The 25,418-nt window shown below is 68.5% G+C and carries 20 protein-coding genes, 1 tRNA gene and 1 pseudogene; 6 read left to right on the top strand and 16 right to left on the bottom strand.

All coding sequences use genetic code 11. The features are described from left to right. Positions 1 to 43: 43 nt before the first annotated feature. Positions 44 to 114: transfer RNA gene (locus Aco04nite_RS14500), tRNA-Gly, on the bottom strand. Positions 115 to 708: 594 nt separating this feature from the next. Further along, a pseudogene (locus Aco04nite_RS14495) lies at positions 709 to 1,155 on the bottom strand (pyridoxamine 5'-phosphate oxidase family protein); the annotation flags it as partial. A 75-nt stretch (positions 1,156 to 1,230) separates the two neighbouring features. On the opposite strand from Aco04nite_RS14495, the gene dcd reads away from it, so the two are divergent. Together dcd and Aco04nite_RS14485 are read left to right on the top strand one after the other, a co-directional pair. Next, the gene (gene dcd / locus Aco04nite_RS14490; protein ID WP_203837215.1) at positions 1,231 to 1,809 is read left to right on the top strand and encodes a dCTP deaminase; all 579 of its coding nucleotides are present in this window, start codon (positions 1,231 to 1,233) and stop codon (positions 1,807 to 1,809) included. A 19-nt stretch (positions 1,810 to 1,828) separates the two neighbouring features. Beyond that, the gene (locus Aco04nite_RS14485) at positions 1,829 to 2,116 is read left to right on the top strand and encodes a YciI family protein (RefSeq protein ID WP_212997763.1); all 288 of its coding nucleotides are present in this window, start codon (positions 1,829 to 1,831) and stop codon (positions 2,114 to 2,116) included. Here Aco04nite_RS14485 and Aco04nite_RS14480 read toward each other — a convergent pair. Then, a complete protein-coding gene (locus Aco04nite_RS14480) occupies positions 2,113 to 2,643 on the bottom strand; it encodes a phosphoribosyltransferase (protein ID WP_212997762.1) in 531 nt (176 codons plus the stop codon). The genes Aco04nite_RS14485 and Aco04nite_RS14480 overlap by 4 nt on opposite strands. Before the next feature lie 83 nt (positions 2,644 to 2,726). Between Aco04nite_RS14480 and Aco04nite_RS14475 the strand changes: the two genes are divergently transcribed. Both Aco04nite_RS14475 and Aco04nite_RS14470 read left to right on the top strand, forming a co-directional pair. Next, a complete protein-coding gene (locus Aco04nite_RS14475) occupies positions 2,727 to 3,854 on the top strand; it encodes a PP2C family protein-serine/threonine phosphatase (protein WP_212997761.1) in 1,128 nt (375 codons plus the stop codon). 496 nt (positions 3,855 to 4,350) lie between these two features. Then, complete coding sequence (locus tag Aco04nite_RS14470; protein WP_212997760.1) at positions 4,351 to 6,207, top strand: acyl-CoA dehydrogenase; 1,857 nt, start codon at positions 4,351 to 4,353, stop codon at positions 6,205 to 6,207. Positions 6,208 to 6,412: 205 nt separating this feature from the next. Here the strand turns inward: Aco04nite_RS14470 and Aco04nite_RS14465 are convergent, their stop codons facing one another. Then, complete coding sequence (locus tag Aco04nite_RS14465) at positions 6,413 to 6,928, bottom strand: SixA phosphatase family protein (protein WP_212997759.1); 516 nt, start codon at positions 6,926 to 6,928, stop codon at positions 6,413 to 6,415. A 103-nt stretch (positions 6,929 to 7,031) separates the two neighbouring features. Here Aco04nite_RS14465 and Aco04nite_RS14460 point away from each other — a divergent pair, with 103 nt between their 5' ends. Next, a complete protein-coding gene (locus tag Aco04nite_RS14460; protein ID WP_212997758.1) occupies positions 7,032 to 7,331 on the top strand; it encodes a DUF6458 family protein in 300 nt (99 codons plus the stop codon). Between the two features lie 110 nt (positions 7,332 to 7,441). Here the strand turns inward: Aco04nite_RS14460 and Aco04nite_RS14455 are convergent, their stop codons facing one another. Further along, positions 7,442 to 8,287 carry an SDR family oxidoreductase gene (locus Aco04nite_RS14455; protein WP_212997757.1) on the bottom strand — a complete coding sequence of 282 codons (846 nt, stop codon included), beginning with the start codon at positions 8,285 to 8,287 and terminating at the stop codon, positions 7,442 to 7,444. Between the two features lie 122 nt (positions 8,288 to 8,409). Here Aco04nite_RS14455 and Aco04nite_RS14450 point away from each other — a divergent pair, with 122 nt between their 5' ends. Further along, positions 8,410 to 8,766 (top strand): winged helix-turn-helix transcriptional regulator, encoded by a 357-nt coding sequence (locus Aco04nite_RS14450; protein ID WP_212997756.1) that lies wholly within the window; start codon positions 8,410 to 8,412, stop codon positions 8,764 to 8,766. 1 nt (position 8,767) lies between these two features. Here the strand turns inward: Aco04nite_RS14450 and trhA are convergent, their stop codons facing one another. From trhA to Aco04nite_RS14395, 11 genes are all read right to left on the bottom strand, one after another. Next, a complete protein-coding gene (gene trhA / locus Aco04nite_RS14445) occupies positions 8,768 to 9,445 on the bottom strand; it encodes a PAQR family membrane homeostasis protein TrhA (RefSeq protein WP_212997755.1) in 678 nt (225 codons plus the stop codon). Between the two features lie 61 nt (positions 9,446 to 9,506). After that, the gene (locus Aco04nite_RS14440; RefSeq protein ID WP_212997754.1) at positions 9,507 to 10,364 is read right to left on the bottom strand and encodes a CU044_5270 family protein; all 858 of its coding nucleotides are present in this window, start codon (positions 10,362 to 10,364) and stop codon (positions 9,507 to 9,509) included. A 7-nt stretch (positions 10,365 to 10,371) separates the two neighbouring features. Next, complete coding sequence (locus tag Aco04nite_RS14435) at positions 10,372 to 10,950, bottom strand: RNA polymerase sigma factor (protein WP_212997753.1); 579 nt, start codon at positions 10,948 to 10,950, stop codon at positions 10,372 to 10,374. Positions 10,951 to 11,018: 68 nt separating this feature from the next. Further along, positions 11,019 to 12,794 (bottom strand): NHL domain-containing thioredoxin family protein, encoded by a 1,776-nt coding sequence (locus Aco04nite_RS14430; protein ID WP_212997752.1) that lies wholly within the window; start codon positions 12,792 to 12,794, stop codon positions 11,019 to 11,021. Positions 12,795 to 12,860: 66 nt separating this feature from the next. Continuing rightward, positions 12,861 to 13,844, bottom strand: a complete 984-nt coding sequence (locus tag Aco04nite_RS14425) for a hypothetical protein (RefSeq protein WP_212997751.1) — start codon at positions 13,842 to 13,844, stop codon at positions 12,861 to 12,863. A 51-nt stretch (positions 13,845 to 13,895) separates the two neighbouring features. Beyond that, positions 13,896 to 17,561: a hypothetical protein gene (locus tag Aco04nite_RS14420; RefSeq protein ID WP_212997750.1), complete on the bottom strand. Its 3,666-nt coding sequence runs from the start codon at positions 17,559 to 17,561 to the stop codon at positions 13,896 to 13,898. Between the two features lie 1,246 nt (positions 17,562 to 18,807). Further along, positions 18,808 to 18,945, bottom strand: coding sequence for a hypothetical protein (locus Aco04nite_RS14415; protein WP_203837197.1), 138 nt, complete (start codon positions 18,943 to 18,945; stop codon positions 18,808 to 18,810). 170 nt (positions 18,946 to 19,115) lie between these two features. Next, positions 19,116 to 20,603 (bottom strand): dihydrolipoamide acetyltransferase family protein, encoded by a 1,488-nt coding sequence (locus Aco04nite_RS14410; RefSeq protein ID WP_212997749.1) that lies wholly within the window; start codon positions 20,601 to 20,603, stop codon positions 19,116 to 19,118. A gap of 5 nt (positions 20,604 to 20,608) precedes the next feature. Continuing rightward, positions 20,609 to 21,598, bottom strand: coding sequence for an alpha-ketoacid dehydrogenase subunit beta (locus Aco04nite_RS14405; protein ID WP_212997826.1), 990 nt, complete (start codon positions 21,596 to 21,598; stop codon positions 20,609 to 20,611). Beyond that, entirely contained in the window at positions 21,595 to 22,734 is a 1,140-nt protein-coding gene (gene pdhA / locus Aco04nite_RS14400; protein ID WP_212997748.1) for a pyruvate dehydrogenase (acetyl-transferring) E1 component subunit alpha, read from the bottom strand. Before pdhA ends, Aco04nite_RS14405 begins: the two co-directional genes overlap by 4 nt. Positions 22,735 to 24,691: 1,957 nt before the next feature. Beyond that, on the bottom strand, positions 24,692 to 25,021 hold the full coding sequence (locus Aco04nite_RS14395) for a hypothetical protein (RefSeq protein WP_212997747.1): 330 nt from the start codon (positions 25,019 to 25,021) through the stop codon (positions 24,692 to 24,694). Between the last annotated feature and the right edge of the window lie 397 nt (positions 25,022 to 25,418).

Here is a 25,418-nt window from a genome sequence, read left to right as displayed (position 1 = left end):
CGCGTGGCCCCGACATTTGTCGTGACCACGCGATTCGTCGTTGAGCGGGTGACGGGAATCGAACCCGCGCTGTCAGCTTGGGAAGCTGATGTTCTGCCATTGAACTACACCCGCAGCGGGACCACTGTACCCGATTGGTGGGGGTTGTGTGGTTGCGGGTTCGAGTAGACGTCGGCCGGGTGTGGCGCGGCCCAGCTTCCTCCTGGCCTGGCAGCGCCCCGGGTGGTGCTTGCGGGCCCGGCCGACGTCTACGTTTTGTGGTCTTTCGGTTCGAGTCTTGGGTTTTTGCTTCCGGTCCGATCTTTGTTCTGCGCTGCTCAGGCCGCTCGCTCTGCGGGGGCGGGCGCTCAGGTGGACGCGCGGAGTGTGGCCGCGGGTGATCGCTCAGATGTGTGCGGTCAGCTGGGCGATTGGGCGGTCGGCCGAGGCCGGGGCCGCGGGCTCGGGGATGGTGCGGGTGACGCGATCGGGCGTTTTGCGTGCGGGTCTGTTGGTGTCGGGCGCGCTGGATCTGGCGGGGGCCGGCGCCGAGGCAGAACCTGGCGCGGGCACGGGTGCGAGTGCGGCGGGTGTCGCGAGTGCTGGCTTTGCGCGGTTGTGTGCTGTGGTGCGGGTGCTCGGGCGGGTGGGGGTGGTCGGGGCGAGGGAGGCCGTGGTGGGGGAGGGGGGTGACGGGAGGGTGGAGGGGGATTGCCACTTGAGGGTGATTGGGGGGAAGCGAAGGCTCATGGCTAGGGGGAGGGCGCCGGCGGGGCCGTGGCGGCGGAGCATGGCGGTGTCGATCGTGAGCTCGAAGAGGCGCCAGTCGACGGCGGGGGAGGCGTTGAGGGCGTCGGCCAGGTGGGTGATGACGGCGGGGTCGGTGACGGGGTGGGCGTGGCCGGTCAGGTAGGCCTCGTCGTCGCTTTCTTCCGGGGGGTAGGTGTGGAGGGCGTAGCGGCCGTCGCGCTCGAGGTCGGTGCGTTTGGCGGAGTTGACGATGAAGCAGTAGAGGCCTTCGTCGGTGATGACGGGGGAGACCGGGTGAACTCGGGGGCCGCCGTCGGCGCGGACGGTGGCCAGGTAGCCCATGCCTGGGCCGTACTGCTGGAGCAGCGCGCGGATGGCCGAGGCGAGCTCGGGCTCGGCGGTGGCGAAATCGGACCAGGATGCCATGGGGTGATTCTATCGAACATTTGTTCGATTAGACCACCCGACCAGCGTTTTTCAGGTCACCGGTATGGTGTTGCGATGCTGCTCTCCGACCGTGACCTGGTCTCCGAGATCAAGTTGGGCACCCTCGCTCTCGAGCCGTTCGAGCCGGAGCTTCTGCAGCCGTCCAGCATCGACGTGCGGCTCGACCGCTTCTTCCGGGTGTTCAACAACCACCTCTACACCCACATCGACCCGGCGGAGCAGCAGGACGACCTGACCGCTCTGGTGGATGTGGCCGATGGTGAGCCGTTCGTGCTGCACCCGGGCGAGTTCGTGCTGGCTTCGACGCTCGAGGTGATCACGCTCGGCGATCAGCTGGCGGGGCGGCTCGAGGGTAAGAGCAGCCTGGGGCGGCTCGGGTTGCTGACGCACTCGACGGCAGGGTTCATCGACCCGGGGTTCTCCGGGCATGTGACGCTGGAGCTGTCCAACGTGGCCAATCTTCCGATCAAGTTGTGGCCGGGGATGAAGATCGGCCAGCTGTGCATCTTCCAGCTGTCGAGCCCGGCTGAGCACCCGTACGGTTCAAGTGTCTACGGCTCCCGTTATCAGGGGCAGCGCGGCCCGACCCCGAGTCGTAGCTCGCACAACTTCCGTACCTGGAAGACCAACTGAACCCTGGGAGAATCCCGCCATGTACCTGATGATCTCGACCTATCTGGCGCCGCTCGAGACGGTGGACGAGGCTCGCGACGATCACCTGGCGTTCATCGCCGGGCTCGAGGAGCGCGGTCTGGTTCCTTCGGCGGGCCGGCAGGACCCGGTGACCGGTGGCATCATCCTGCTCGCTGTGGACACCCGGGCCGAGGCGGAGGCGTTGATCGCCGAGGACCCGTACGTCCTGCGTGGCCTGGCGGAGTACGAGGCGATCGGCTGGCAGCCCACCCGCGGCGTGCTGGCCGATTGGAAGAGCCCGGCTTAGAGGTCGGCTCCGTCGAGGAGGCCGCGGATGTCGTCCACGGACGGGGGACATTCGTTCACGATCACGGCGGTGCCGATGACCGTGGCGCCGAGGTTTCCGACGAGTGTGGACAGGGCTCGGGACTGGGCGCCGGTCGAGGCCCAGTCGTCGACGATGAGCACGCGGTCGTGCGTACCGATCAGATGGGTTCGCACGCCCAGGTGCTGGGGTTCCCCGCGGTGATCCGCGGGGATCTCCACCCAGGTCATCGGCTCGGCGATCGGCCTGCGGGCCCCTTGCCGGTACGCCTCCACGAAGCCCGCGCCCGCGGCACGCGCGACAAGTGGTCCGACGAGAAAGCCTGTGACCTCGGGTGACACGACGACGGTCGGGGAGTCGGGGAAGAGGCCGGCGAGCCCGGGGCCGAGGCCATCCAGGATCCGGGGATCACGCCACCATCCGGACCGGTCGCTGACCATTACGTCACCCCCGGGCGGCGACGTCCAGCGGAACGCGGCTATCAACAGGGCGCGGAGATCAGCTGACACTCCGTGAGAGTGTAAAGGTACGACCGGTTAGAACCCGATCGGACAACGGGTCAACTTGGTGCCGTTGCCCAAGTCCATCAGGCATGCTGTTGCGCGTACCCATGCCTACATTGCCGTCGGGTCGTGGCCCGATCACTCCAGGTTCCCGTGCCGGTATCGGCGCGGCCCTTGTGCTGCTCGTGGTCGTCGCCGGACTGTCAGCGACGGATCACGGCCTGTCGAGGTTCGTGGGTCTCTTTGCGATAGTGCCGATCGTGGCTGCTGTGTTCGCGTACTGGCAGCCCGTGGTCGGCGTGGGTGTGCTCGCCACCGTGGTGGGGGCCGTCTTCGTCGCGACCAGCGGCAACGTGGATCCGGCTGCGATGGTCAACGTGCTGGCGATCGCGCTCGGCACCGGGCTCGCGGCGGTTGTCGCGCGCACCAGGCAGAGGCAGGACCTGCGGATCGAGGAGCTGCGGCGGCTGGCCCTGGTGGCCCAGCAGGCGGTGCTGCGCCCGCTGGGTCCGCAGATCGGGCCGCTGGCGGTGGCCGACCGCTACATTTCCGCGTCCACGGCCGCTGACATCGGCGGGGACCTGTACGAGGCCCTGGACACGCCGTACGGCGTACGGATCATCATCGGAGACGTACGAGGTAAGGGCCTGGACGCCGTCCGCCTGGCCAGCATCGTGCTCGGCTCCTACCGGCACGTCGCCTACGAGCGGGCCGACCTGCGCGCGATCGTCACCGACCTGGACCGCGCCGTGGCCCGCAGCGTCGGCGACGAGGACTTTGTGACCGCCGCCCTCATCGAGGAGCGCGGCGGCACGCTGACCATCGTCAACTGTGGACACCCGGCGCCCCTCCTCCTGCGCCGGGGCCAGGTGATCGCGTTGGAACCGCCGTCGCCCGCGCCCCCGCTGGGCTTCATGCCCGTGGCCCGGCCCCGGGTCGAGCGGCTCGAGCCGGGTGACCGGCTGCTGCTCTTCACCGATGGTCTGGGCGAGGCGCGACGGGACGGCGAGTTCTTCCCGACGGCGGATCGGGCGTGGCGGCTGCTCGGGCACGGCACGGTCGGCGACGGTCTTGCGTCGTTGGAGACCGCTCTCGTCGACTGGGTGCGCGGGCGGCTCGAGGACGACATCGCCCTCGTGCTGCTCGAGTACTCCGGGCCTGACGGAGGTCCGGGCGTACCGATGCCGAGCTGGGAAGTTGGCGCAGCCGGCAGTTAGGCCGCGGGTTCCTCGACGGGCTCGCCGGGATCGTGGGAGTCCGTACCTACGCTGGCAAGAGAAACGGGCGAATCCGGCGCCGTTGCCGGGATCGACTCGTGGGACGAGGGCGCTGCAGGGGCCGGCACGACGGCCCTGGCGGAGACGGTCTCAGGCTGCCGGTGCCGGCCCACGTAGTGGCGCGGCTGGTCCGCCTGGCGAGGCTCCGGAATCAGACTCTTGATCGTGGCGAACATGACGTGACCTCCCCGGGTCTGCGTACGTCCTGCGCGTACACACGGAGAAACGAGCCTCTTCCCGCGTCGATACGTCCCCGGGGTGCGGTCACTGGCAAATGTCCGAAAGGTTGTCGTGCCTCCCACCCGATCGGAGGCGTTTAGCCCCCAAGTCGGCGCACAACCTTTTGATCGGCGGCGACTTGTCGATGGCTACTGTGCGGTAATACAGTGCTAGTTACTGACGGGTAACTCGCGTCCTGAGAGCGGGGCCAGAACACATGACTCACTACAAGAGCAACCTGCGTGATCTCGAATTCAATCTTTTCGAGGTCTTCGGGGCGGATCGTGCGTTCGGCCAGGCGCCGTACGACGGCATCGACGCGGAAACCGCGCGCGACGTCCTCGCCGAGGTCAACCGGCTAGCCCGGGAGGACCTCGCGGCCAGCTACACCGACTCGGACCGCAACCCGCCCAAGTTCAACCCGGCGGATCACACCGCGCCGCTGCCCGAGTCGTTCAAGAAGTCGTACGCCCAGTTCATGGCGTCCGAGTTCTGGCGTCTCGACCTGCCCGAGAGCCTCGGCGGCACGCTCGCGCCGCGGGTGCTGTGGTGGGCGATCGCCGAGCAGATCCTCGGCGCGAACGCCCCCATCTGGATGTATTCCTCCGGCCCCTCCTTCGCGCACGTCGTCGAGGTCGAGGGCACCGAGGCGCAGAAGAAATGGGCGAAGCTCTTCGTCGACAAGCAGTGGGGCTCGACGATGGTGCTCACCGAGCCCGACGCGGGTTCCGACGTCGGCGCCGGCCGCACCCGGGCCATCCAGCAGGAGGACGGTTCGTGGCACATCGAAGGGGTGAAGCGCTTCATCACCTCGGGTGAGCACGACCTCACCGACAACATCATCCACTACGTGCTCGCGCGCCCGGTCGGCGTCGAGGGCGTGGGTGGGCCGGGCACCAAGGGCCTGTCACTGTTCATCGTGCCGAAGTTCCACTTCGACGCGGAGACCGGCGAGCTGGGCGAGCGTAACGGCGTCTACGCCACGAACGTCGAGCACAAGATGGGCCTGAAGGTCTCCAACACCTGCGAGATGACCTTCGGCGAGCACGGCACCCCGGCCAAGGGCTGGCTGCTGGGCGACGTCCATCAGGGCATCCGGCAGATGTTCATGATCATTGAGTACGCCCGGATGATGGTCGGCACGAAGGCGATCGCCACCCTCTCGACGGGCTACCAGAACGCCCTGGAGTACGCGAAGAACCGCGTGCAGGGCGCCGACCTGACGGAGAATTCCAACAAGGCGGCACCCCGCGTCACGATCACCCATCACCCGGATGTGCGGCGCTCGCTGATGCTGCAGAAGGCGTACGCCGAAGGCCTGCGCTCTCTGGTCATCTACACGGCGACCTGGCAGGACAAGGTAGCGATCGCCCAGGCCGCGGGGGACGTCGAGGCGGCGAAGGCGGCGAGCCGGGTCAATGACCTGCTCCTGCCGCTGGTCAAGGGCGTCGGCTCGGAGCGGGCGTACGAGATGCTCGGCCACGAGTCGTTGCAGACCTACGGCGGCTCCGGCTTCCTGCAGGACTACCCGCTCGAGCAGTACGTCCGCGACGCCAAGATCGACACGCTGTACGAGGGCACCACCGCGATCCAGAGCCTCGACCTGATCTTCCGCAAGATCGTGAAGGACGGCGGCGTCTCGCTGGCCACCATCGCGACCGAGATGCAGGAGTTCATCGACAGCGAGGCCGGCAACGGTCAGCTCAAGGTCGAGCGGCAGTCGCTGGGCAAGGCGCTCGGCGAGCTGCAGGCCATCCTCGGCATCGAGATGACCTGGCTGCAGGCGGTGCAGGGCGGCGACACCCGCGAGCTCTACCGGGTCGGGCTGACCTCACGCCGGGTGCTGCTCGCGCTGGGCGACGTCACGGTCGCGTGGCTGCTGCTGCGGGGTGCCGAGATCTCCCTCAAGCAGCTCGGCACCGAGCTGAGCACCAGCGACAAGGCCTTCTACGAGGGCAAGGTCGCGGCGGCCCGGTTCTTCGCCCGCGAGGTCCTGCCCCGCATCGGCTCGGACCGCCGGATCATCGAGAACACCACCCTCGACGTGATGGACCTGCCCGAAGAAGCCTTCTGAGCAGTAGCGCACGGACGAAAAGCCGGCGGACAACGGTGTCCGCCGGCTTTTCCATGCCTGGAAACCGGCCTTCCATGCCTGGAAACCGGCCTTCCATGCCTGGAAACCGGCCTTCCACGCCTGGAAACCGGCCTTCCATGCCTGGAAACCGGCCTTCCACGCCTGGAAACCGGCCTTTCCATGCGTGGGACCGCTTGGAATGAGGTCAGCCGCGCGCGGTATGCGACGTGATCAGGGGCAGCGCGCCGGGCTCGGTGTCGGACCACGAGCCTTCGAAGCGGTGCACGGCGAGACCGGACGTCTTCAGGCCCTCGACAACACCGCCACCCTCGTACGGCCGCAGGAGAATGGACACATCCGACATGGTCGGATTATGGCCGATGACCAGAACCGTACGGACGGTGTCGGGGACCGCGCGGAGCAGGTCGATGACCTCGGTGCGCCCGCCGTCGTAGAGGCCGGTCTCGTAGTGGACCTCGGGCGACCCGCTGTCCGGCGCGGCCTGGGCCAGCGCGACCGACACTCCCTGCCATGTCTGTCTGGTCCGGGCGGCCGGCGAGCAGATCACCAGCCGCGGATTCAACCGCTCGTCGGCCAGCCAGGCTCCGGCGGCGTCGGCGTCCGCACGTCCGACGTCGGTCAGATGACGCTCGAAGTCGAGCAGGTCACCGGGGTCCTCCGCCTTGGCATGGCGCAACAGGACAAGGGTTCTCGCGGTCATGGGTCCAAGCTTGCCTGATTGAGCCCTTCACCACCTGGGTAGACACACGTATCGACGTATTGCCGCGGCTCGAAGCGGCAGCGACGAGCCAGGGAGGTCCATCATGGGCATCGGCGGAAGCATTTTCCTACTGGCGCTGGGAGCGATCCTCGCGTTCGCGGTCAACGCCAACATCAGCGGTCTGGACATCAACGTGGTGGGCTACGTGTTGATGCTGGCCGGACTGGTCGGTCTTGTTCTCACGCTCTACTTCTGGAACAGCCGCCGCCGTCCCGCGACGGTGGTGGACGAGCGCCCGGTCATCCGTGAGGAGCCGGTCTACCGCAACGATGGCGAGGTCGTGCAGGAATACCGCGAGACCACGCGGCGCAACCCCCCGCCGCCGCCGAGCTATGGTGCCTGAGTAGGGCGTATCAAACGTACGGCTGAACGAGGGGCCGGCTCAGGATGGGCCGGAAGTGGGCAGCCGTTCAAAGGGGCGTCACCGGACAATTCGGTGACGCCCCTAAAAAATTAGGCGAGTGCCTTGCGAACAGCCTCGGCGATCGGGGTCACCGGGCGGCCGAGGAGCTTCTCCAGGTCGGCGGTGCCGGTGTTGAGCGCGCCCTGCGATGCCGCACGGTCGACGTCGGCGAGCACGACCGCGAACTCCTGCGGCAGACCGACGCTGACAAGGAATTCGACGTGCTTCTCCTCGGGCAGGTTGGTGTAGGTGACCTCGCGTCCCGACACCTCGCTGACCAGCGCAGCGAGCTCGGCCAGCGTGACGCCTTCGCCGCCCAGCTCGTACACCTTCTGGTCGACATCGTCCGCGAGGATCGCGGCAGCGGCGGCCTCGGCGTAGTCGGACCGCGGGGCAATGTTGATCTTGCCCTCGCCCGCGCCGCCGACCAGGCCGTGGTCAAGGGCGGTCGGGAGGTTGTAGTTCTCGACGTACCAGCCGTTGCGGAGGAAGACCGACGGGATGCCGGACGCGGTCAGGGCCTCCTCGGTGGCGCGGTGATCGGTCACGAGGATCGCGTCGCTGGTGGCGGCGAACGGCGCGCTCGTGTAGACGATCTTGCTGATGCCCGCTGCCTTCGCGGCGTTCACGACGTTCGTGTGCTGCGGAATCCGCCGGCCCGGCTCGCTGGCCGAGATGAAGAGCAGCTTGTCGGCGCCCGCGAACGCCGCGCTCAGCGACTCCGGCTCGTCGTACGACGCCTTCTTGACGACCACACCCTTGTCCGCCAGATCCTTGATCTTTTCGACGCTGCGGCCCACCGCGACGATCTCGCCGGCGGGTACGCCCCGGCTCAGCAGGGACTCGATGGCGAGGCGGCCGAGGTGTCCGGTGGCTCCGGTGACGACGATGGTCATGACGATGACTCCCTGGCTCGGTGAAAGGCTTTCGATTCCCACAACGAGGCAGGTCAAGGATCACTTCCCAAAGGAGAGTGAGCACCTTGAAGTGCAGTACTCACCTGAGGGATAGTAAGCAGGTGGAAACGGATGTGTACGCGAAGAATTGCCCCAGCCGCCAGGTGCTCGACCGGATCGGCGACGCGTGGAGCGTACTGATCGTGTCCTCGCTCAAGGACGGCTCGCTGCGATACACCGAGCTGGCCCAGCGGATCAACGGTGTCAGCCCCAAGATGCTGACCCAGACCCTGCGCGGTCTGGAACGGGACGGCATTGTCACGCGTACGGTGCACGCCGTGGTGCCGCCCCGGGTGGACTACGCGCTGACCACGCTGGGACGCAGCCTGCTCGGCCTCTGCAACGCCCTGCAGGACTGGGCGGAACTGCACATCGGCGACGTTCTCGACGCGCGCGAGGCCTACGACAGCCGGCCCTGACCTACGCGTAGAGCGAGAAGTAGATCGCGACGTGGTGGCAGAGCGCCGCGATCAGCGTGCACGCGTGGAAGAACTCGTGGTGGCCGAAGACGGCCGGCCACGGGTTCGGGCGGCGTAGTGCGTAGAAGACCGCGCCGACGCTGTAGATCACGCCGCCCGCCGCGAGCAGGACCAGTGCGGTGACGCCACCCTTGTGCAGGACGTCCGGCAGGATCGCGACCGCGCCCCAGCCCAGGGCCAGATAGAGCGGCGCACCCACCCATCGGGGCAGGTGCGGCCAAACGCTCTTCAGTGCGACCCCGCCGAGCGCGCCGACCCAGATCAGGGTCAGCATGACCGTCGCCTTGCCGGAGCTCAGCAACAGCACGCAGAACGGTGTGTACGTCCCCGCGATGAAAATGAAGATCATCGAGTGGTCCAGCCGCCGCATGATCTGGTAGCCACGTTCGGTCCAGGTCCTGCGGTGATAGAGCGCGCTGATCCCGAACAGCCCGCAGACCGTGACGCTGTAGATGAGACAGCTCACGAACGGTGACATCCCTGGTCGGGACAGCGCGATCGAGCAGAGGACCACGCCGCAGACGAGCGCGACGAAGAACGCGTACTGATGCAACCGCCCGCGCAGACGCGGCTTGCCAAGATCGGCGGGCTTTATCTGGAAGGGGGTTTCGGTTGTCACGGGATAAGGCTACGACACCGTAGGTTGCCGGGAAGTAGTCCAAACGCCCTTGACAAATGACCTACCTGTCGCGAACCGCATCGACCAGGGCCACGTCGGTGGTGGTGGTCTGTGATCCGAGGAACACGTTGGTCTCCGGGTCGAAGATCCACATCGCTTGGGCGCCGTATGTCCACGCCACCCCCGTTCCCTTACGTCCGGCCGGATCCGTCACCCCCTCGATCACCTTGAGCCCGGGCACCGTCGCGGCGGCCCGATAGACCGCAGCCCGCTGCTTCGGCGTCAGCCAGAACTGCTCCGCGTAGTACCAGAGATCTTTGGCGATGGCGTTCGTCCGGGCCTCCTCCGTGTCCTGGTTGGCGTCCTTCTCGATCTGCTTGAGCAGCTTCTTGGGATCGGTCGGCAAATCCGGCAGGTAGTGCGCCTCCGGCTTGCAGTTGTCGCCCTCGACCGTCTTCTTGCCCGGCCGGCAGGCCTCGAGGACCGTCTCGCCTTCCTCGGAGCGGATGACGAGCCCGTCATGCTTGCCGTCGATGGAGAACCACCCCTCGTACACCACCTTGCCGCCGGCGCCGCGCTGCGAGAGGTACAGGAACTGGTCGGGTCGTGGAACGACCGCCTCCTGGCGCAACGCGGCATCTGCAGCCTCGTCAAGGACCTGGGATGCCAGGCGAAGGGGTCTTTCCGTAGGCGCCATCGCGAGAGGAGGTGCAGGTGCAGGCGCAGGCGGGGGCGCTTTCGCGGCAGCGACAACAACGATGGCGGCTGCGGCAAGACCCGCCGTACCCGCGAAGGCGATCCGGCCCATGCTCCAGAAACGCTTCTTCGCAAGACCGGCCTCGGCGATGAAAGCCGCGCGGGCCGGGGCCAGCCGCTTCGCGTTCGGCAGGACCGCATCCTCGGTGAGGTCGCGGATCAAAGTCAGATCATCCATGGCGTACGCCCTCCTCGAACACAGTCAGCGGATTGCTCCCGCCCAACGCGGCACGTACGGCGATCCGCGCCCGGTGCAGGCGCGACCGCACCGTGCCCACCGGAATCTCCAACGCGGCAGCCACCTGCTCGTACGTCAACTCCTCCTGAGCCACGAGGAGCAGCACGTCACGATCACCGGAATTCAGCTCGGCCAGCGCCGACTGCAACGTGTCCCGCAGGGCCGACGCGCTCAGATCGGTCGCCACCTGATCGGCGTGATTGATGACATCGGCACTCGGCGCGATCGAGGTGCGCAGGCGGAAGTCACGCGCCTCGTCCCGGCGGTGCTGGGCGACCAGGTTCGTCGCGATGCCATAGAGCCAGGGCCGCGCGTCGGGACGCGTACGGTCATAGCCGTCACGTCGCCGGAACGCGACCAGAAAGACCTCACCGACCAGGTCGTCGGCGCTCTGATCGCCCAGCCGCCGCGCCAGATAGCGGTGGATGTGTGGTGCGTGCCGGTCGAAGATGCCCGTGAAGGCCTCGGGTCTGCTCCTCGACCGGCCGATGAGCTCGGCATCGTCTGCCATGGTGCCCCTTTCCACTCAGGGTGACATCTCTTATCCGTCACCGGAGCGGAAAGGGTTCGCGGGTTCTTCTACGCGTCCAGACCGCGCAGGATGAGAGGCAGCCGGCTCGGGGCCGCCGGGTCGATCACGATCGGCACACCCCAGTCCTGCCGGGTGAGGTGGCACGCCGCATGCTCGACATCCGCGTCACACGTCGCGGCCTGCGCCACGACCTGCAGCACTCCCTTGGGCACATCGGGGTTGAGCACGAGCCGTCGGGACAAATCCGTGCCGGTGCCCTCGCCCTCCAGCAGCAGCTCAGGCGGGGACGCCGAAACGACCAGACGCGTCGACGGGCCGAACGTCGTGTCGAGCTTCTGCCCCGGCGGCGGGGTGAAAACGATGTCCAGGGTGACCTCGCCCGGCGCCAGCGGTGACGCCGGCCGCTCGGTGCGATGCCGCTCACCCTCCACCGTCCGCACCGCGCCCGGCGCCAGCTTCACCAGCCGATGCGCACCCGACTCCACCACGAACACCTCGCCGGCCCGCGTCACCAGGATGTCGCTCGGCTCCGCCAGCCCGGAATCAACCGTCGACACCTCATCGGTCGCCGGATCGAAACGCCGCACCGCACCGTTGTAGGTGTCAGCAACCAGCACCGACCCGTCGGCCAGCGCACCGACACCGAGCGGATGCTGCAGCAACGCCTGCTTCGCGGCGCCATCAACATGCCCGAAATCAAAAAGCCCCTGCCCGACAGCGGTGTGCAACTCACCGTTCTCGATCCAGCGCAGGGCCGACGTCTCACTGTCCGCAATCCAAAGCTTTGCACCGTACGCCGAGAGCCCCGACGGTTGCGCCATCCACACATCCGGAATGGGCCCGTCCCGCAGCGACTCCACGGTCGTGCCTGCGTAGACGCCCAGCGTCCCGAGCTCGGGATCGAACCACCACAACTGGTGGATCCCGGCCATCGCGATGATGATTTTGTTTTCGAACCACGCCAGATCCCACGGCGACGACAACGCCACCCCGTCGTCCTGCGCGGAACGCCACGGCAGCCCGGTGCCGGCCAGCGTGCTGACCTCCCCGGTCTCCAGGTCGAGCCCACGCAACAGATGATTGACGGTGTCGGCGACGACCACCGTGCGACCGTCGGGCACCAGGCAGAGCCCCTGCGGCTCGGAGAAACTCGCAGCGCCCGCGGGCCCGTCAACCCGGCCGCGCTGCCCGCTACCGATCCGCCTGATCAGCGTCTCGCCGTCGGGGCCCAGCTCCACCAGCGAATGCCGCGCCGAATCGGAGACCAGCAGATTGCCGCTGGGCAGCTCGATGGCCTTGCCCGGGAACCGCAGCACGGTCTTGTCGGCAGCCGGCGGAACGTAGGGCCCATCCCCGCGGTGCAGGGTGCCCTTCGCCTCGTGCACGGCGATCAACTCGTCGAGCAGCCGGATCAGCCCCTCGGCATGCCCCTCACCCGCCATCGACGCGACGACATACCCCTCGGGGTCGACAACGCTGAGCGTCGGCCACGCCTTAGCTGCGTACTGCTGCCACATGACCATGTCAGCATCGTCGAGCACCGGGTGATGCACGCCGTAACGCTCAACGGCGGCCGCCAGCGCCTCAGGATCCCGCTCATGCTCGAACTTCGGCGAATGCACGCCGATCACCACGAGCACGTCGCCGTACTTCTCCTCGAGCGGTCGCAGCTCATCCAGGACATGCAGACAGTTGATGCAGCAAAAAGTCCAGAAGTCGAGCAACACGATCTTGCCCCGGACGTCGGCGAGCTTCAGCTCCTTGCCGCCGGTGTTCAACCAACCCCGAGCCCGAAACTCGGGAGCCCGCACGCGCGCATCCATGCGGACAATTTTGCCCCGCGCCCCGGCCCGTCGTGAGCCGGGGAGGCGAGGCGAGAGTCACTGTTTTCAGGCAACCCGATCGCTGTCGTCAGGGACCGGGAACAGCGACGTGGCCAGGGCGACCATCGCGAGCAGGAGCAGTGCGGCGAGGATTGCGGGCTTGGCGCGGGGCCATGCGGGGGTGCTGTTCCCGGCGAACGGTGACCCGTCGACCGCATCGATGTCGGCGATCTTCGGTGGGGCCTCGGTGGAGGTGGAGGTGAGGACACCGAGCCTGGGTAGCGCGCCAATGAAATCGGGGTCGTAGACGGGCGTGCCGTACTCATCACTCTGATAGAGCCGCCAGGTGTCGCGGTAGCCGGAATAGCTACCCAGGACGGAAGCCGGTGGTTCGGGGTGGAATTTTCTGAGCAGGTCGTTGTCCGGGAGCGGCACGAGGGCGATCAGGGCGAGCACCAGGACGGGGAACAGTCCGGCTCCGACTCGGGTCATCGGGCCGTGTGAGGCCAGCGTGGTGGTCATGACGAGGCTGAGCGTGAGGACGATGACGATGGACAGCGCCATCACCGGGCCGAGCGCTTTCAGGTCCGGCACTGTGTCCCGCGACGTCGAATACCACCCGCGTTCGCAGAATGCCCAGACAGCGAGGACAACGCCGGCCGCCGCGGGTGGATGCCACCAACGTGGACGCAGGCGGGAGTGGAGCAGCACAGCCACGGTCAGGGCCCCTGCGGCCAGGATCAAGGAGCCGGATTCGGCCAGCGCGTTGAGGTCGTCGCCGCCGGGGAACTCGGCCGGCCAGCCGAAGCCGTCGGTGCGGGCGTCCACCAGGCCGGCGGTGAACGCCAGCAACGCCAGGCCTAGGAGACCGAATCGGCGCTCCCATCGCCGGGTGGGTTCCGCGGGTGGTGTGGTCAGGGCGAACGCCAGCAGGGCAGTGAGCGCCAGGGTCCCCGCGTACGGCATCAACTGGAGGTCGAGGTAGAGCCCGCCCACCTGTAATCCGCCGGCGGTCAGGAAAACCCGGGACGCCCATTTTTCAGCACGCACCCGGCGATGGTGCCGAACCAGGCTCAAGCCCGGTTCAGCACCACGTCAGGTTCAGGACTTCGGTTTGAGACAGAGGACCTGGGACTTGTTGTCGCTGGTCGGGTTGACGACGTACGGCTGGTTGACGTCGGGGCACTGGTCCTTGGTGTCGACGATGGCCGTCACCTGGAACGAGCCGGCGTCGGTGCAGTTGGCGGCGACGGCCTTGTCGCCGTCGCGCTTGACGCAGTCGCCGGCGCTGACCGAGAAGCCGCCGCTGTCCGAGCCGCGGGCGATCAGCCAGGTGATGCCGAATGTCAAGCCGACCAGCAGACCGGCGCCGAGGATGACACCGATGAGCACGGGCAGCATGCGTACGTGCGGGGTCTCGGGCTTGGCGACCTCGGTCACCGACTGGCTGGTCTCGGGCTTGAACGAGCTGAACGGGTCCGGGCCGCCCGTCGCCTCGGTGCCCGGCCAGCTTGCCGTGGCGTCCGGGTCGGGCGGGGTGACCGTGGCCCGGCTGGCGGGGCCGCCGAACGTGTTGCCACCCTGCGGGCGTTCACCGAACGGGTGCGTCGAGTCGTTCGGCGGCGGGAAGCCGTTTTCGAACGGCTGCGAGGCATGCATGGCAGGCAGGGCGGGCGCAGGCACGTACGGGTCCTGGCCGCGGCCGGAGACGTCGATCGTGTGCTCGCTGAAGTCCGGCGGCATGGTCCGGCTCGCCGGGTTACCGGGAACCGGGCCCGGGTGGTTCGGCTGCCCCGGACGTCCCCGGCCGGCGAGGTCGGAGGTGAACTCGTTGTAGCCCGACTCCGGCTGCCCCGACGACGGGAACGCCTGCCCGGACGTCGGTGCACTCGAGCCGTAGCTTCCGGAGGTGGGTGCACTGGCGCCGTACGTCCCGGGTGCCGAGCCGTAACTGCCCGACGTCGGTGCGCTGGAACCGTACGTTCCCGGGGTGGAACCGTAAGTGCCCGAAGTGGGTGCGTTTGCCGGGAAGCCGTGACCACCGGACTGTTCGGAGTCGAATCCCTGACCCGACGTCGGCGCGCTCGGCGGATAACCCTCGCCCGGACCGGACCCCTGATTGGGTACGGAAGCCGCGCCCCCGAAAGCAGCAGGCTGCCCGGACGTCGACGCTGCCGCGGGCGAACCCGGCGCGAACGGCTGCGAGGGAGGCGAAACACGGGCACTACCCGCGCTCCGGCCCGCATTCCGCGCCGAATCCTGCGAATCACCATCGGCAGGCGACCCGAAACCGTCGCCCTGAGGTGCATAACCACCGTCAGAAGACGACCCGAACCCGCTGTCAGCGGGCGCGCCGTAACTGCCACTGGAGGACGCACCGTACGCGTTGTCGGGTGCACTGTCCGAGGCTGAGCCGTACGGGCTGCCGTAGTCGCCGGACGAGGGCGTGCCGTAAGCACCCGAGGTCGGAGCCGCGTCGGGGGTGCCCGGCGCCGCGCTGCCGTAGGTGCCGGAGCGACCCGCCGGTGCACCGAAGCTGTCCCGCTCGTCGGCCTGACCGAAGCCGTTGTTCTCGTGCTGACCGGCAGAGTTGAAGCCGGCACCGTCACGCTGGTTGGCGGGGCCGAAGCTGCCGCCTTCCTGCTGGTTGGCCTGACCGAAGCCGTTGCTTTCGTGCTGGCCTGCCGGGCCGAAGCTGTTTTCGGGCTGGCCGAACGGGTTGCGGTCAGCTTCCGGCTGGCCGTAGGCGCCCGAGGTGGGTGCCGCGCCGAACGGGGTGTGTCCGTCGTCGCTCTGGCCGGCCTGCTCACCTGGGCTTTCGGGCTCCGGGGGGCGGCCGTAGACGCGCGACTGGGGGTTCGCGGCCGGCGGGGCGCTCTCTTCGGCGTCCGGCGGCGGGGAAACGCGGCTGGAGACCGGAACCGAGGCGCTCGCGGAGACCGGGCGCGCGGTGCCCTTGGCCGGGCTCGCCGGGGTGGAGCTCGACGGGCCGGCGTGGTCCGCGGCTTCGGGCGCTTCGGCGGGGTCGCGCGGGTGCGGGACCGCGGCGGGACGCTGCTCTGCCACGACGGGGGCGCCGCCTGAGCTGAGAGCGCCGCCGGTGCTGAGCGCCGCGCCGGGGACTCGCTGCGGGTAGCCGCTCGACGTCTCGGGCTGCCCGTTGTCAGAGGCCTCCAAGGATGCACCCGGCACACGCTGCGGGTAGCCGCCCGATCGAGAGTTGTCGTCGCCGCTGAACGGGGACGCCGACCCGAACGACGGGTCAGACCCCGCCGTGCCGAACGGAGAGTCCGCGCTCGAAGTCCCGTACTGCGACTCGGAGCCCGCTGTGCCGAACGCGGAGTCGGATCCGGCCGAGCCGTACTGCGACTCCGTGCCTGCCGTGCCGTACTGCGACTCCGTGCCTGCCGTGCCGCGCTGGGGGTCGGGGCGGGAAGTGCCGAACGGGGAGTCGGATCCGGCCGTGCCGAACGACGACGGGTCAGAGGCGGCCGCACCGAATGGAGAGTTGGAACCCGCGCCGCCGTGCGATGAGTTGGAACCCGCCGCGCCGTACGGAGACTCGGAATTCGGAGTGCCGTACTGGGAGTCGGAATTCGCGGGGCCGTACGGAGACTCGGAGTTCGCGGGGCCGTACTGGGACTCGGAATTCGGCGTCCCGTACTGGGACTCGGAACTCGGGGTCCCGTACTGGGAGCCTGAGTTCGGCGCGCCGTACTGGGAGTCGGAAGTGGGGGTGCCGGGCTGGGACTCGGGGCCGGTCGGGGCGAACGGCGAGTCGGTGCTCGGGGTGCCGTACTGGGTGCCCTGGGTCGGGGTGCCGTACTGGGACTCCGAGCTGTTGGGACCGAACGGGGAGTCGGAGTTGGCCGTTCCGAACGGGGGCTCCGAGATGGGCTTGCCGTAGGGGGAGGCCGGCGATGTGCCCGGGGTCGATGAGGTCGACGCGCCGGGGCGGAACGGGGAGTTGGCGCCGGCGGTCGACGACGGGCCCGGTCCGAACGGGGAGCCTGCGGACGACGACGAGCCCGCGGACGAACCCTGGCCGAACGGCGGTGCCGAGGGCTGACCTTGACCGAACGACGAGTCCGGGGACGTGTTCTGGCCGAACGGGGAGTCCGTGGACGTGTTCTGGCCGAACGGGGAGTCCGTGGACGTGTTCTGGCCGAACGGGGAGTCCGTGGACGTGTTCTGGCCGAACGGGGAGTCGGAGGACTGGGTCTGGCCGAATGGTGATTGGGCCGGGGGGAAGGAGGAGTCCGCGGGGCGGCTTGGGCTCGAGGTGGGGGCAGGGCCGAAGGTGGGGTCTGCGGGTGGGCTGCTGAGGTCGGTGGGGCGGGTGAAGGGGGACTCGGAGCTGGAGGGGCCGAACGGGGAGTTCGGGGCGCTGAAGCGGGAGTCGGCCGGGTCGAAGGGGAGGTCGCCGTTGACGGGGGCGAACGGGGCGTCACGGAGGCCGGGGAAGCTGCTGTTCTCGCCGGCGGAGTTGCCGCGGAGGGGGAAGCTGGCGCCTTCGGGGGCGTCGCCGCGGACCGGGAAGCCGGTGAGCTCCTGGGCGGGCGGGGTGCTGCCGTCGATGGACGGGCTGTCCGGGTAGTCGGTGAGGGTGGCGCCGGGGACGCGGACGCGCTGGTCGCCGAAGGCAGAGACGCCGGGGGCGCGCTCAGCGGCGGGGGCGTTGCCGTCGTCAGGGGCTGCCGTGCCGCGTTCGAACGGACCGCGGCCCTCGCCCGGGGAGCGGCGCGGGAGATCAGGCGTCGATGCCACGGGTGCCTGCCCATCGAACGGAGCTGCCTGCGCGCCAAAGGGCGCTGCGGCTGCCTGCCCATCGAACGGAGCTGCCTGCCCGTCGAAGGGACCTGCCTGCCCGCCAAAGGGAGCCGCGGGTGCCTGCCCATCGAAAGGACCTGCCTGCGCCTCGAACGGAGCTGCCGGCGCACCAAAGGGTGCCTGCGCACCAAAGGGTGCCTGCGCACCAAAGGGTGCCTGCGCGGCGAAGTCGGCTGCGGGGGCGAAGGGCGACGCGGGTGCCTGGGCGGCGAGTGGAGCTGCCGCGCGAGGGCTTGCCGCGGGCGGGGCCGCGGGTGGCTGGGCGGCGCCGCGCGTCGGGGCGAAGCCGTTGAACTCGCCGACCGGGCCGGCTAGCGGGCCGCCGGCGATGCCGGGGTTGCGCTGGGGGAGCTGGCCGCCGGGAGCGTGGCGGAACGGGACCTGGCCCGATGCGTCGGTGGCCGGGGGCTGGGGGGACCAGCCCGAGGAGGGGGCATCGGGAGCCGACTGGCCGCGTGAAGGCAAGGGCGTTGACTCCGTACTACGAGGGTCCTGGGGTGAAGAGGGTGCGCGTGAAGCGGGGGCGCCGAAGACCGGGCCGGGGGTGGCGTCCGCCACTGCGGGGACCACGAAGGGCGAGCCGCCGTTGGGGGTCGACTGCGGTGGTGGCGCGTACGCACTGGGGAGCGAATCCTCGGCGTGCGGGTACGACGGAGCGGAACCGGACGCAGCGTGACCGTCTGTGTCGGGGCGGTTGTCGGGCGGGAAAGCTCCGCGGCCCGATGTGGCCCCCGGCTGCCGGCCGGCGTGCTGGCCATCGGACGTCATAACCGCCTCCTCCATGACTGTCGGCCGTGCCAGCTTATGCACGGACGCGGCCGACCTTGCAGAGCTGGAGCATGACCCCGGCCACATGACCCGGCCGGCCGAGCCGGGGCGGGTGACCGTGCCCAACCGTACCGGGCGTAGCCGAGAGTAGGAATCCCGGTGTACGCCGTGGGACGCGGGCGACGTGCCCGAAAAAGTCCGAACGTGATCATGCACACGTTGGACAAATGCCATCAATTGCGGGCGGACTATCCGGAGTGGGTGGTCCGAAAATCTCACAGAGATAACGAGAAGCCCCGACCTGTGTATCGGTCGGGGCTCTCGGTGCCGCGTCGATCGGGCGGACGATCAGAGACGCGGCGGGTGAAGTGATCGCTTATGTGGTGCTCGCCTTACCCAGCGTGATCGGGAGCGATCAGAAAGTGCGCTGCTGCGCAAAGATCGCGATCTCGTTACGCATGGACTGGGTCGGCGCCGCCTGCATGGCGCGCTCGATGGCGCGGGCGTCGCGCTTGGCAAGACGGCGGCTGCGGATGCGGCTGATGGCGCTCATTGTGGTGCTCTCCCCCTGGCCTTCATTGGCCTTGTTGGACGTGCCGTGGTTCCGGCGCTGGCTTAATTAAACCGCGCCGGAACCCAGCATGCCAACGAATCAGGGGGTGATCCCGCTTACTAGCCTAAGGATCAAAGGTGGTGCAGGTTGGTTGCAGAACAAAAAACGGATCAGGTCCAGGAGAGCAGCGCGCCCTCCGGGTCCTCGAGGAAGCGGCCGATGTCGCGCAGGAACTTCGAGCCCAGCTCGCCATCGATGATGCGGTGGTCGAACGAGAGGCCCAGCGTGGTGACCTGGCGAATCTTGATCTTCCCCTTGTGCACCCAGGGCGTCGGGCGTACGGCGCCGAACGCCAGGATCGCGGACTCGCCGGGCGGCAGGATCGGCGTGCCGGTGTCGATGCCGAAAACCCCGACGTTCGTGATCGAGAACGTGCCGTTCGCCATGTCGGCCGGCGGCGTCTTGCCCGATCTTGCGACCTGGACCAGCAGGTTCAGCGCTTCGGCGAGCTCGCGCATGGAGAGCAGACCGGCGTCCTTGATGTTCGGCACGATCAGTCCGCGCTCGGTGGCCGCCGCGATGCCGAGGTTGACGTACTCCTTGATCACGATCTCGTTGGTCGCCCCGGACCAGGCCGAGTTGACCATCGGGTGCCGCTTGATCGCGAGGAGTACGGCCTTGGCGACGAACAGCATCGGAGAGAGCCGGATCTCCCGGAACTCGGGGCGGGCCTTCAGTCGCTCCAGCGCCTTCATCGTCTTGGTGATGTCGACGGTCAGGAACTCCGTGACATGCGGCGCGGTGAACGCCGACGCGACCATGTTCGCCGCCGTCAGCTTCCGGACGCCCTTGATCGGGATCCGCTGCTCCCGGAAACCGTCGGACGTCCCCACAGCGGGTGCATCAACGACAACATCAACTGCAGCCACTGCGGCTTGTACGTCGGCACGTGTCACCGAACCGAGCGGCCCCGACCCGACGAGCGTGGAGAGATCAACACCAAGATCCTTGGCCAGCTTGCGTACGGGCGGCTTGGCCAGCACCTTCGACGAAAGCGCCGCCGCCACGGGAGCGGGAGCTGCCACGGGACTGGGAGCGGGAGCTGCCGCGGGACTGGGAGCCGGAGCGGGACGTGCCGCCGGGGCGGGAGCTGCGGGCGCCGGAGCGACGGCCGCAGGTTGAGTCGCGCGAGCCGCCGCAGGCGGGGTTGGCGTAGCTGCGGTTGTGGACGCGTCGGGCGTACCTATCCGGGGTCGGCGTTTTGCAGTTACGGTTTTCGGGCCGTAACCGACGAGCACAGCCGTGCGCCCGCCCGGGGCCGGACCCCCGATGAGACCGGGCTCGACCGCACCCTCCTCCGGAGCGATCTCGACGGCAGCGAGCGACTCCGCCGAGGGAATGGGCCCGGCGGTCGGGTCGGTGTCGATCGAGACGATGGGCGCACCCACCTCGACGGTTGTTCCGGCCTCGACGTGGATCTTCGCAACCACGCCACCCCACTTGGCCGGGATCTCGACGGCCGCCTTGGCGGTCTCGACCTCGACGATGGGCTGGTTGAGCTCGATCGTGTCGCCGACACTGACGAGCCAGGTGAGGATCTCGCCCTCGGTGAGACCTTCGCCCAGGTCGGGCAGGGTGAAGTCCTTGATCCGTGACATCCGGGTCACCAGCCGAACGAACGGTCGACGGCGTCGAGCACCCGGTCCAGGTCGGGCAGGTACTCCTCTTCGACGCGGGCTGCCGGGTAGGGCACGTCGTAGCCGGTCACGCGCAGGACCGGTGCCTCCAGCGAGTAGAAGCACTCCTCGGTGATCCGGGCGGCGATCTCCGCGCCCAGGCCGAGGTTGCCGGGGGCCTCGTGGACGACGACCGCGTGGCCGGTCTTGCGCACCGAGGCGAAGACCGGATCGAGGTCGAGCGGTGAGAGGCTGCGCAGGTCGATGACCTCCAGCTGACGGCCGTCCTCGGCAGCGGCCTCGGCCGAGTCGAGGGCGACCCGGACCATCGGACCGTAAGCGATCAGGGTGGCGTCGCTGCCCTCCCGGGCGATCCGGGACGAATGCAGCGGGTACGCATCCTGCGGCGCGAGGGACAGGTCGACCTCGCCCTTCTCCCAGTACCGGCGTTTCGGCTCGAAGAAGATGATCGGATCGTCGGACGTGATCGCCTGCTGGATCATCGAATACGCGTCGGCGGAGTTCGAGCACGTCACGACCTTGAGGCCGGGGGTGTGCGAGAAGTACGCCTCGGGCGACTCGGAGTGGTGCTCGACCGCGCCGATGCCCCCGCCGTACGGGATCCGGATGACGATCGGCAGCCGCACGTTGCCCAGCGAGCGGTAGTACATCTTCGCGACCTGGGCGACGATCTGGTTGTACGCGGGGAAGACGAACCCGTCGAACTGGATCTCGCAGACCGGCCGGTAGCCGCGGATGGCCAGGCCGACCGCCGTGCCGACGATGCCGGCCTCGGCGAGCGGGGTGTCGATGACCCTGTTCTCGCCGAAGTCCTTCTGCAGGCCGTCGGTTATCCGGAAGACACCGCCGAGCTTCCCGACGTCCTCGCCCATGATGACGACTTTGGGGTCGTTCTCCAGGGCGCGACGCAGGCCGTGGTTGAGGGCCTTGCCGAGAGTGAGGGTTTCTGACATCAGTGGGCACTCCCCTCGAACGCGGCCTGGTAGTCGGCGAACTGCTTGCGCTGTGCGTCGACGAGTGGCGAGCCGTTCGGGTACACGTTGTCGAAGATGGAGATCGGTTGCGGATCGGGCATCGCCAGTACCTGCTCGCGCAGGTTCAGCGCGAGGGTACGGGCGTCCTCGTCGACCTGACCGAAGAAGTCGTCATCGGCGAGCTGCTGCTTGGTGAGGAACGCCTTGAACCGGCTGATCGGGTCCTTGGCCTTCCACGACTCGACCTCGCTCGCGATGCGGTAGCGGGTCGGGTCGTCGGAGCTGGTGTGCGCGCCCATCCTGTACGTGTAGGCCTCGATCAGCGTCGGGCCGTTGCCGTTGCGGGCGTTGTCGAGCGCTGACCTGGTCACGGCGTACGAAGCGAGCACGTCGTTGCCGTCGATCCGCACGCCCGGGAAGCCGAAGCCTGCCGCGCGGCGGTAGAGGGGGATCCGGGTCTGGCGTTCGAGCGGCTCGGAGATGGCGTACTGGTTGTTCTGGCAGAAGAACACCATCGGCGAGTTGAAGACGCCGGCCCAGACGAAGGCCTCGTTCACTTCGCCCTGGCTGGTGGCGCCGTCGCCGAAGTAGGCGATGACGGCCTCGCCGTCGGGCCCGCCCGTCCTGCCGTCCATGGTCACGCCCATGGCATAGCCGGTCGCGTGCAGCGTCTGCGAGCCGATGACGATCGTGTACGAGTTGAACTTGTACTCGTTCGGATCCCAGCCGCCCTGGTCGACGCCCCGGAACAGGCCGAACGGCATGATCGGGTCGATCCCGCGGGTATAGAGCACGCCGTGCTCGCGGTACGTCGGGAACGCCATGTCCTGCTTGCGCAGCGCCCGCCCGGAACCGACCTGCGCCGCCTCCTGGCCGAGCAGGCTCGCCCAGATGCCCAGCTCGCCCTGGCGCTGCAGGGCGGTCGCCTCGGCGTCGAGCCGGCGGACCGTGACGAGATCCCGATAAAGCTCGCGGTACTCCTCGTCAGTGAAGCTGACCGAATAGGTCACCCCCTCCGCCGTGGTGACGCTGTCGACGCGCTCACCTTCGGGGGTGAGCAGTTGAACGAAACCGCCGGCCGGAGCGTCAGCCCCGACTTCGCTTTCGCCGTTCGCCATCCGTGTCTCCCTGTTCATCTCAACGCCCACGGCGGGGGTTGCCCGTCCGCGCGGCTAGACCGCTGGTATGCCGCGCCTGACCGGGTGAGGTTGCCGCGCGGCCCGACGACGTGATCACAGACCCCGCCGGGGAGTGACGGCCCCCACCGCAGCTCCGCTGGTAGCGAAGGCGACGGCGGCGGTGCCGTCCCCCTCATCCTCGCAGAGAACGTGAGGGGCGCCACAGGTCAGGTCGATCACAGATCGGAAATCTTGCGGGTTTATCGGCGACCGTATTTGCCCAATAAAGTCCTTTTCGTACCATCACTTCCGCCTTAACGGCCCACCCCTACCGCTCCCCAGAGCCCCCTGCGTCGTTCACCCCTCTAGCCGCGACGAATCCATATGGATCTTTACTCTGGGGAGGGTGCCGGCCGTGCCGGAGCAGCCGAACGACGACAACCCCGAACGCCCGCTGACGGTCCTCCGAAAACGCCTCAACGGCGTCTACAGCGCCCAGGGCTTCACCGGCACAACCCGTCGTTACGTGCTGATCGTGGTGATGCTGGTAGGCCTGGCCTCGCTGCCAACGCTCGCAGCGATCACCGCCGGCTCCCGGCAACTCGCCACCGACCGCCCCGCGGTCCCCGACGTGCCGTTCATCCCCCCGGCCTCCAGCGGCCCGATCCAGGTCAAGCCCTCAGCGTCACCCGCACCCCCTGACATCCAAGGCCAACCCCAGAAAAAGAAGCCGACCCCCCCAGCTCTGGGTACGCCCAAAGCCGACAACACTCGCACTTCGCCGCAGCCCGGGGCTGGGTCCCCTTCGCAAGCTGATCCTCGTCCAGCGCCTGGATCCACCACTGGGCCGGGCGGTATTCCGCGTGCTGTCCCGAGTGGTGCGGATTCCGGCAAATCGCCAGCTCCCCAAGCGGGTGACCCCGGGCAGCGCGACCCCGCTGACGACGACCCTGCCGACCCCGCAAATGGCGACCCCGCAAACGGCGACCCCGCAAACGGCGACCCTGGGAAGGGCGGACACGTGAACGACGACGACATCGTGGGCCGAATTCAACCCATCGCACCCACCGCCCCTGCCAAGCCCGACGCCCCGGTTGGGCCTGGTGCTCCGGGCGGGCCTGGTGCTCCGGGCGGGCCTGGCGTCGAGGGCGGGCCTGGTACTCCGGTTGGGCCTGGTGCCATGGGCGGGCCTGGCGCTACGGCCGGGCCTGGTGGTCCGGGCGGGCCTGGTGGTCCGGGCGGGCCTGGTGGTCCGGGCGGGCCTGGCGCTTCGGGCAAGCCAGGGAGTTCCGGTGAACCGGGCGGTTCGATCGCGCCTGGCGGCGGTGCGGTTGGGCCGGGTGGTGCGGTCGGGCCGGGTGGTGCGGTCGGGCCGGGTGGTTCGGCTGAACCCGGCGGGACGTCGTCCAATCCAGACAATTCAGATAAAGACGATGAGAACGACGATCCGAGCAGCCCGGACGGGCAAGACATTGGCTCGTCCGACGACTCGACGGGTAATTCGGTCGGTTGGCCAGGTGGCCCGGAAGCCGACCCCGACGGCGATTCCGCAAGCGACTCGGGAGACGACTTCGGCGCTGATTCCGCAAACGGCTCGGAGGTCGGCTCGGAGGGTGATTCCGCGAGTGGCTCGGGTGCCGACTCCGAGGGTGATTCGGCGGGCGGGGCTGAGTCACTCGGCGAACCCGACAAATCCGTCCCGGACCAAGTGGATGTCGATGATCTGTCTGACCAACCGGCAGTTCCCGCCGACTCTGCTCAGAGTGATGACAAGGACAGTGCGGATGATTCCGACCATTTGGGTGATAGCGAGCCGCGTGATCCGCCGGCCAAGCCCGTACACCGAGCTGCCTGCCCGGATCGTCCTCGCCGTTCGGCCGTAGACGTCGCCGTCAAGAAAACCAACGCCAGAAGCCACCGGTGGGCGAGCGCCGACCGGTTCGACACCAGCCGGAGGTCAACGGTGACCGAACGCCCCCAGAATCTCAGGCCCGCCCGCAAAACAGACCGCACCCACAACAGCCACCGCCACCAGCCCGCACCGCCCCGCGCCAACGAAACCCTGGCAACCACCCGCGGCTACAACGGCGCCCACAGAGCCGACCCGCCAAACCGGGCCGATCAAACCCACCGAGCCGACCAGGCTCACCGGGCCGACCAGGCTCACCGGGCCGACCAGGGGCATCAGGCCGATCAGTCGCATCGGGCCGATCAGTCGCCTCGGGCCGATCAGTCGCATCACGGCGATGAGTCCCAACGTGGTGACCAATCGCAGCCCGGTGACCAATCGCAGTCCGGCGAAACCGCGGCGAGACCGGAGCAGTCATCCCAGGTCACGCACACCTACCGGAGCGACGAAGCTCGCAAGGCAGCCCTGCACCGAAGCTCCCGCCCATCCCGTCACCACGCCGACCACGACACCAGCACCAACCGACGCTGAAACCCGAGCCGGCCGAGTAGGGCCAGCTAAGTAGAGCCATGCCCTGCCGCCGAGCCCAAGCCCTGCCGCCGAGCCCAAGCCCTGCCGCCGAGCCCAAGCCCTGCCGCCGAGCCCATGCCCGGCCCACCCAAGCCCCCGGCAGGCCAACCGAGACTCGACGCAGCCCGACCAAACCCCGGCTGACCGAACCGAAGCCCACCCAACCCGACCAACCCAACCAGACCGCGGCCAACCCGACCAGATC

Origin of the sequence: Winogradskya consettensis, from assembly GCF_018332715.1 — a bacterium.
In the GTDB taxonomy this organism is placed as follows: Bacteria; Actinomycetota; Actinomycetes; order Mycobacteriales; family Micromonosporaceae; genus Actinoplanes; species Actinoplanes consettensis.
This window is presented reverse-complemented; position numbering and strand designations above follow the sequence as displayed.

Bases quoted from the DNA above. Each gene is read 5' to 3' on its own strand.
- Aco04nite_RS14435 (WP_212997753.1), bottom strand. From the start codon at position 10,950: ATGGCAGACGATGCCGAGCTCATCGGCCGGTCGAGGAGCAGACCCGAG.
- Aco04nite_RS14475 (WP_212997761.1), top strand. From the start codon at position 2,727: ATGCTGTTGCGCGTACCCATGCCTACATTGCCGTCGGGTCGTGGCCCG.
- dcd (WP_203837215.1), top strand. From the start codon at position 1,231: ATGCTGCTCTCCGACCGTGACCTGGTCTCCGAGATCAAGTTGGGCACC.
- Aco04nite_RS14410 (WP_212997749.1), bottom strand. From the start codon at position 20,603: ATGTCACGGATCAAGGACTTCACCCTGCCCGACCTGGGCGAAGGTCTC.
- Aco04nite_RS14415 (WP_203837197.1), bottom strand. From the start codon at position 18,945: ATGAGCGCCATCAGCCGCATCCGCAGCCGCCGTCTTGCCAAGCGCGAC.
- Aco04nite_RS14460 (WP_212997758.1), top strand. From the start codon at position 7,032: ATGGGCATCGGCGGAAGCATTTTCCTACTGGCGCTGGGAGCGATCCTC.
- Aco04nite_RS14455 (WP_212997757.1), bottom strand. From the start codon at position 8,287: ATGACCATCGTCGTCACCGGAGCCACCGGACACCTCGGCCGCCTCGCC.
- Aco04nite_RS14430 (WP_212997752.1), bottom strand. From the start codon at position 12,794: ATGGATGCGCGCGTGCGGGCTCCCGAGTTTCGGGCTCGGGGTTGGTTG.
- Aco04nite_RS14465 (WP_212997759.1), bottom strand. From the start codon at position 6,928: ATGACCGCGAGAACCCTTGTCCTGTTGCGCCATGCCAAGGCGGAGGAC.
- pdhA (WP_212997748.1), bottom strand. From the start codon at position 22,734: ATGGCGAACGGCGAAAGCGAAGTCGGGGCTGACGCTCCGGCCGGCGGT.
- Aco04nite_RS14485 (WP_212997763.1), top strand. From the start codon at position 1,829: ATGTACCTGATGATCTCGACCTATCTGGCGCCGCTCGAGACGGTGGAC.
- Aco04nite_RS14470 (WP_212997760.1), top strand. From the start codon at position 4,351: ATGACTCACTACAAGAGCAACCTGCGTGATCTCGAATTCAATCTTTTC.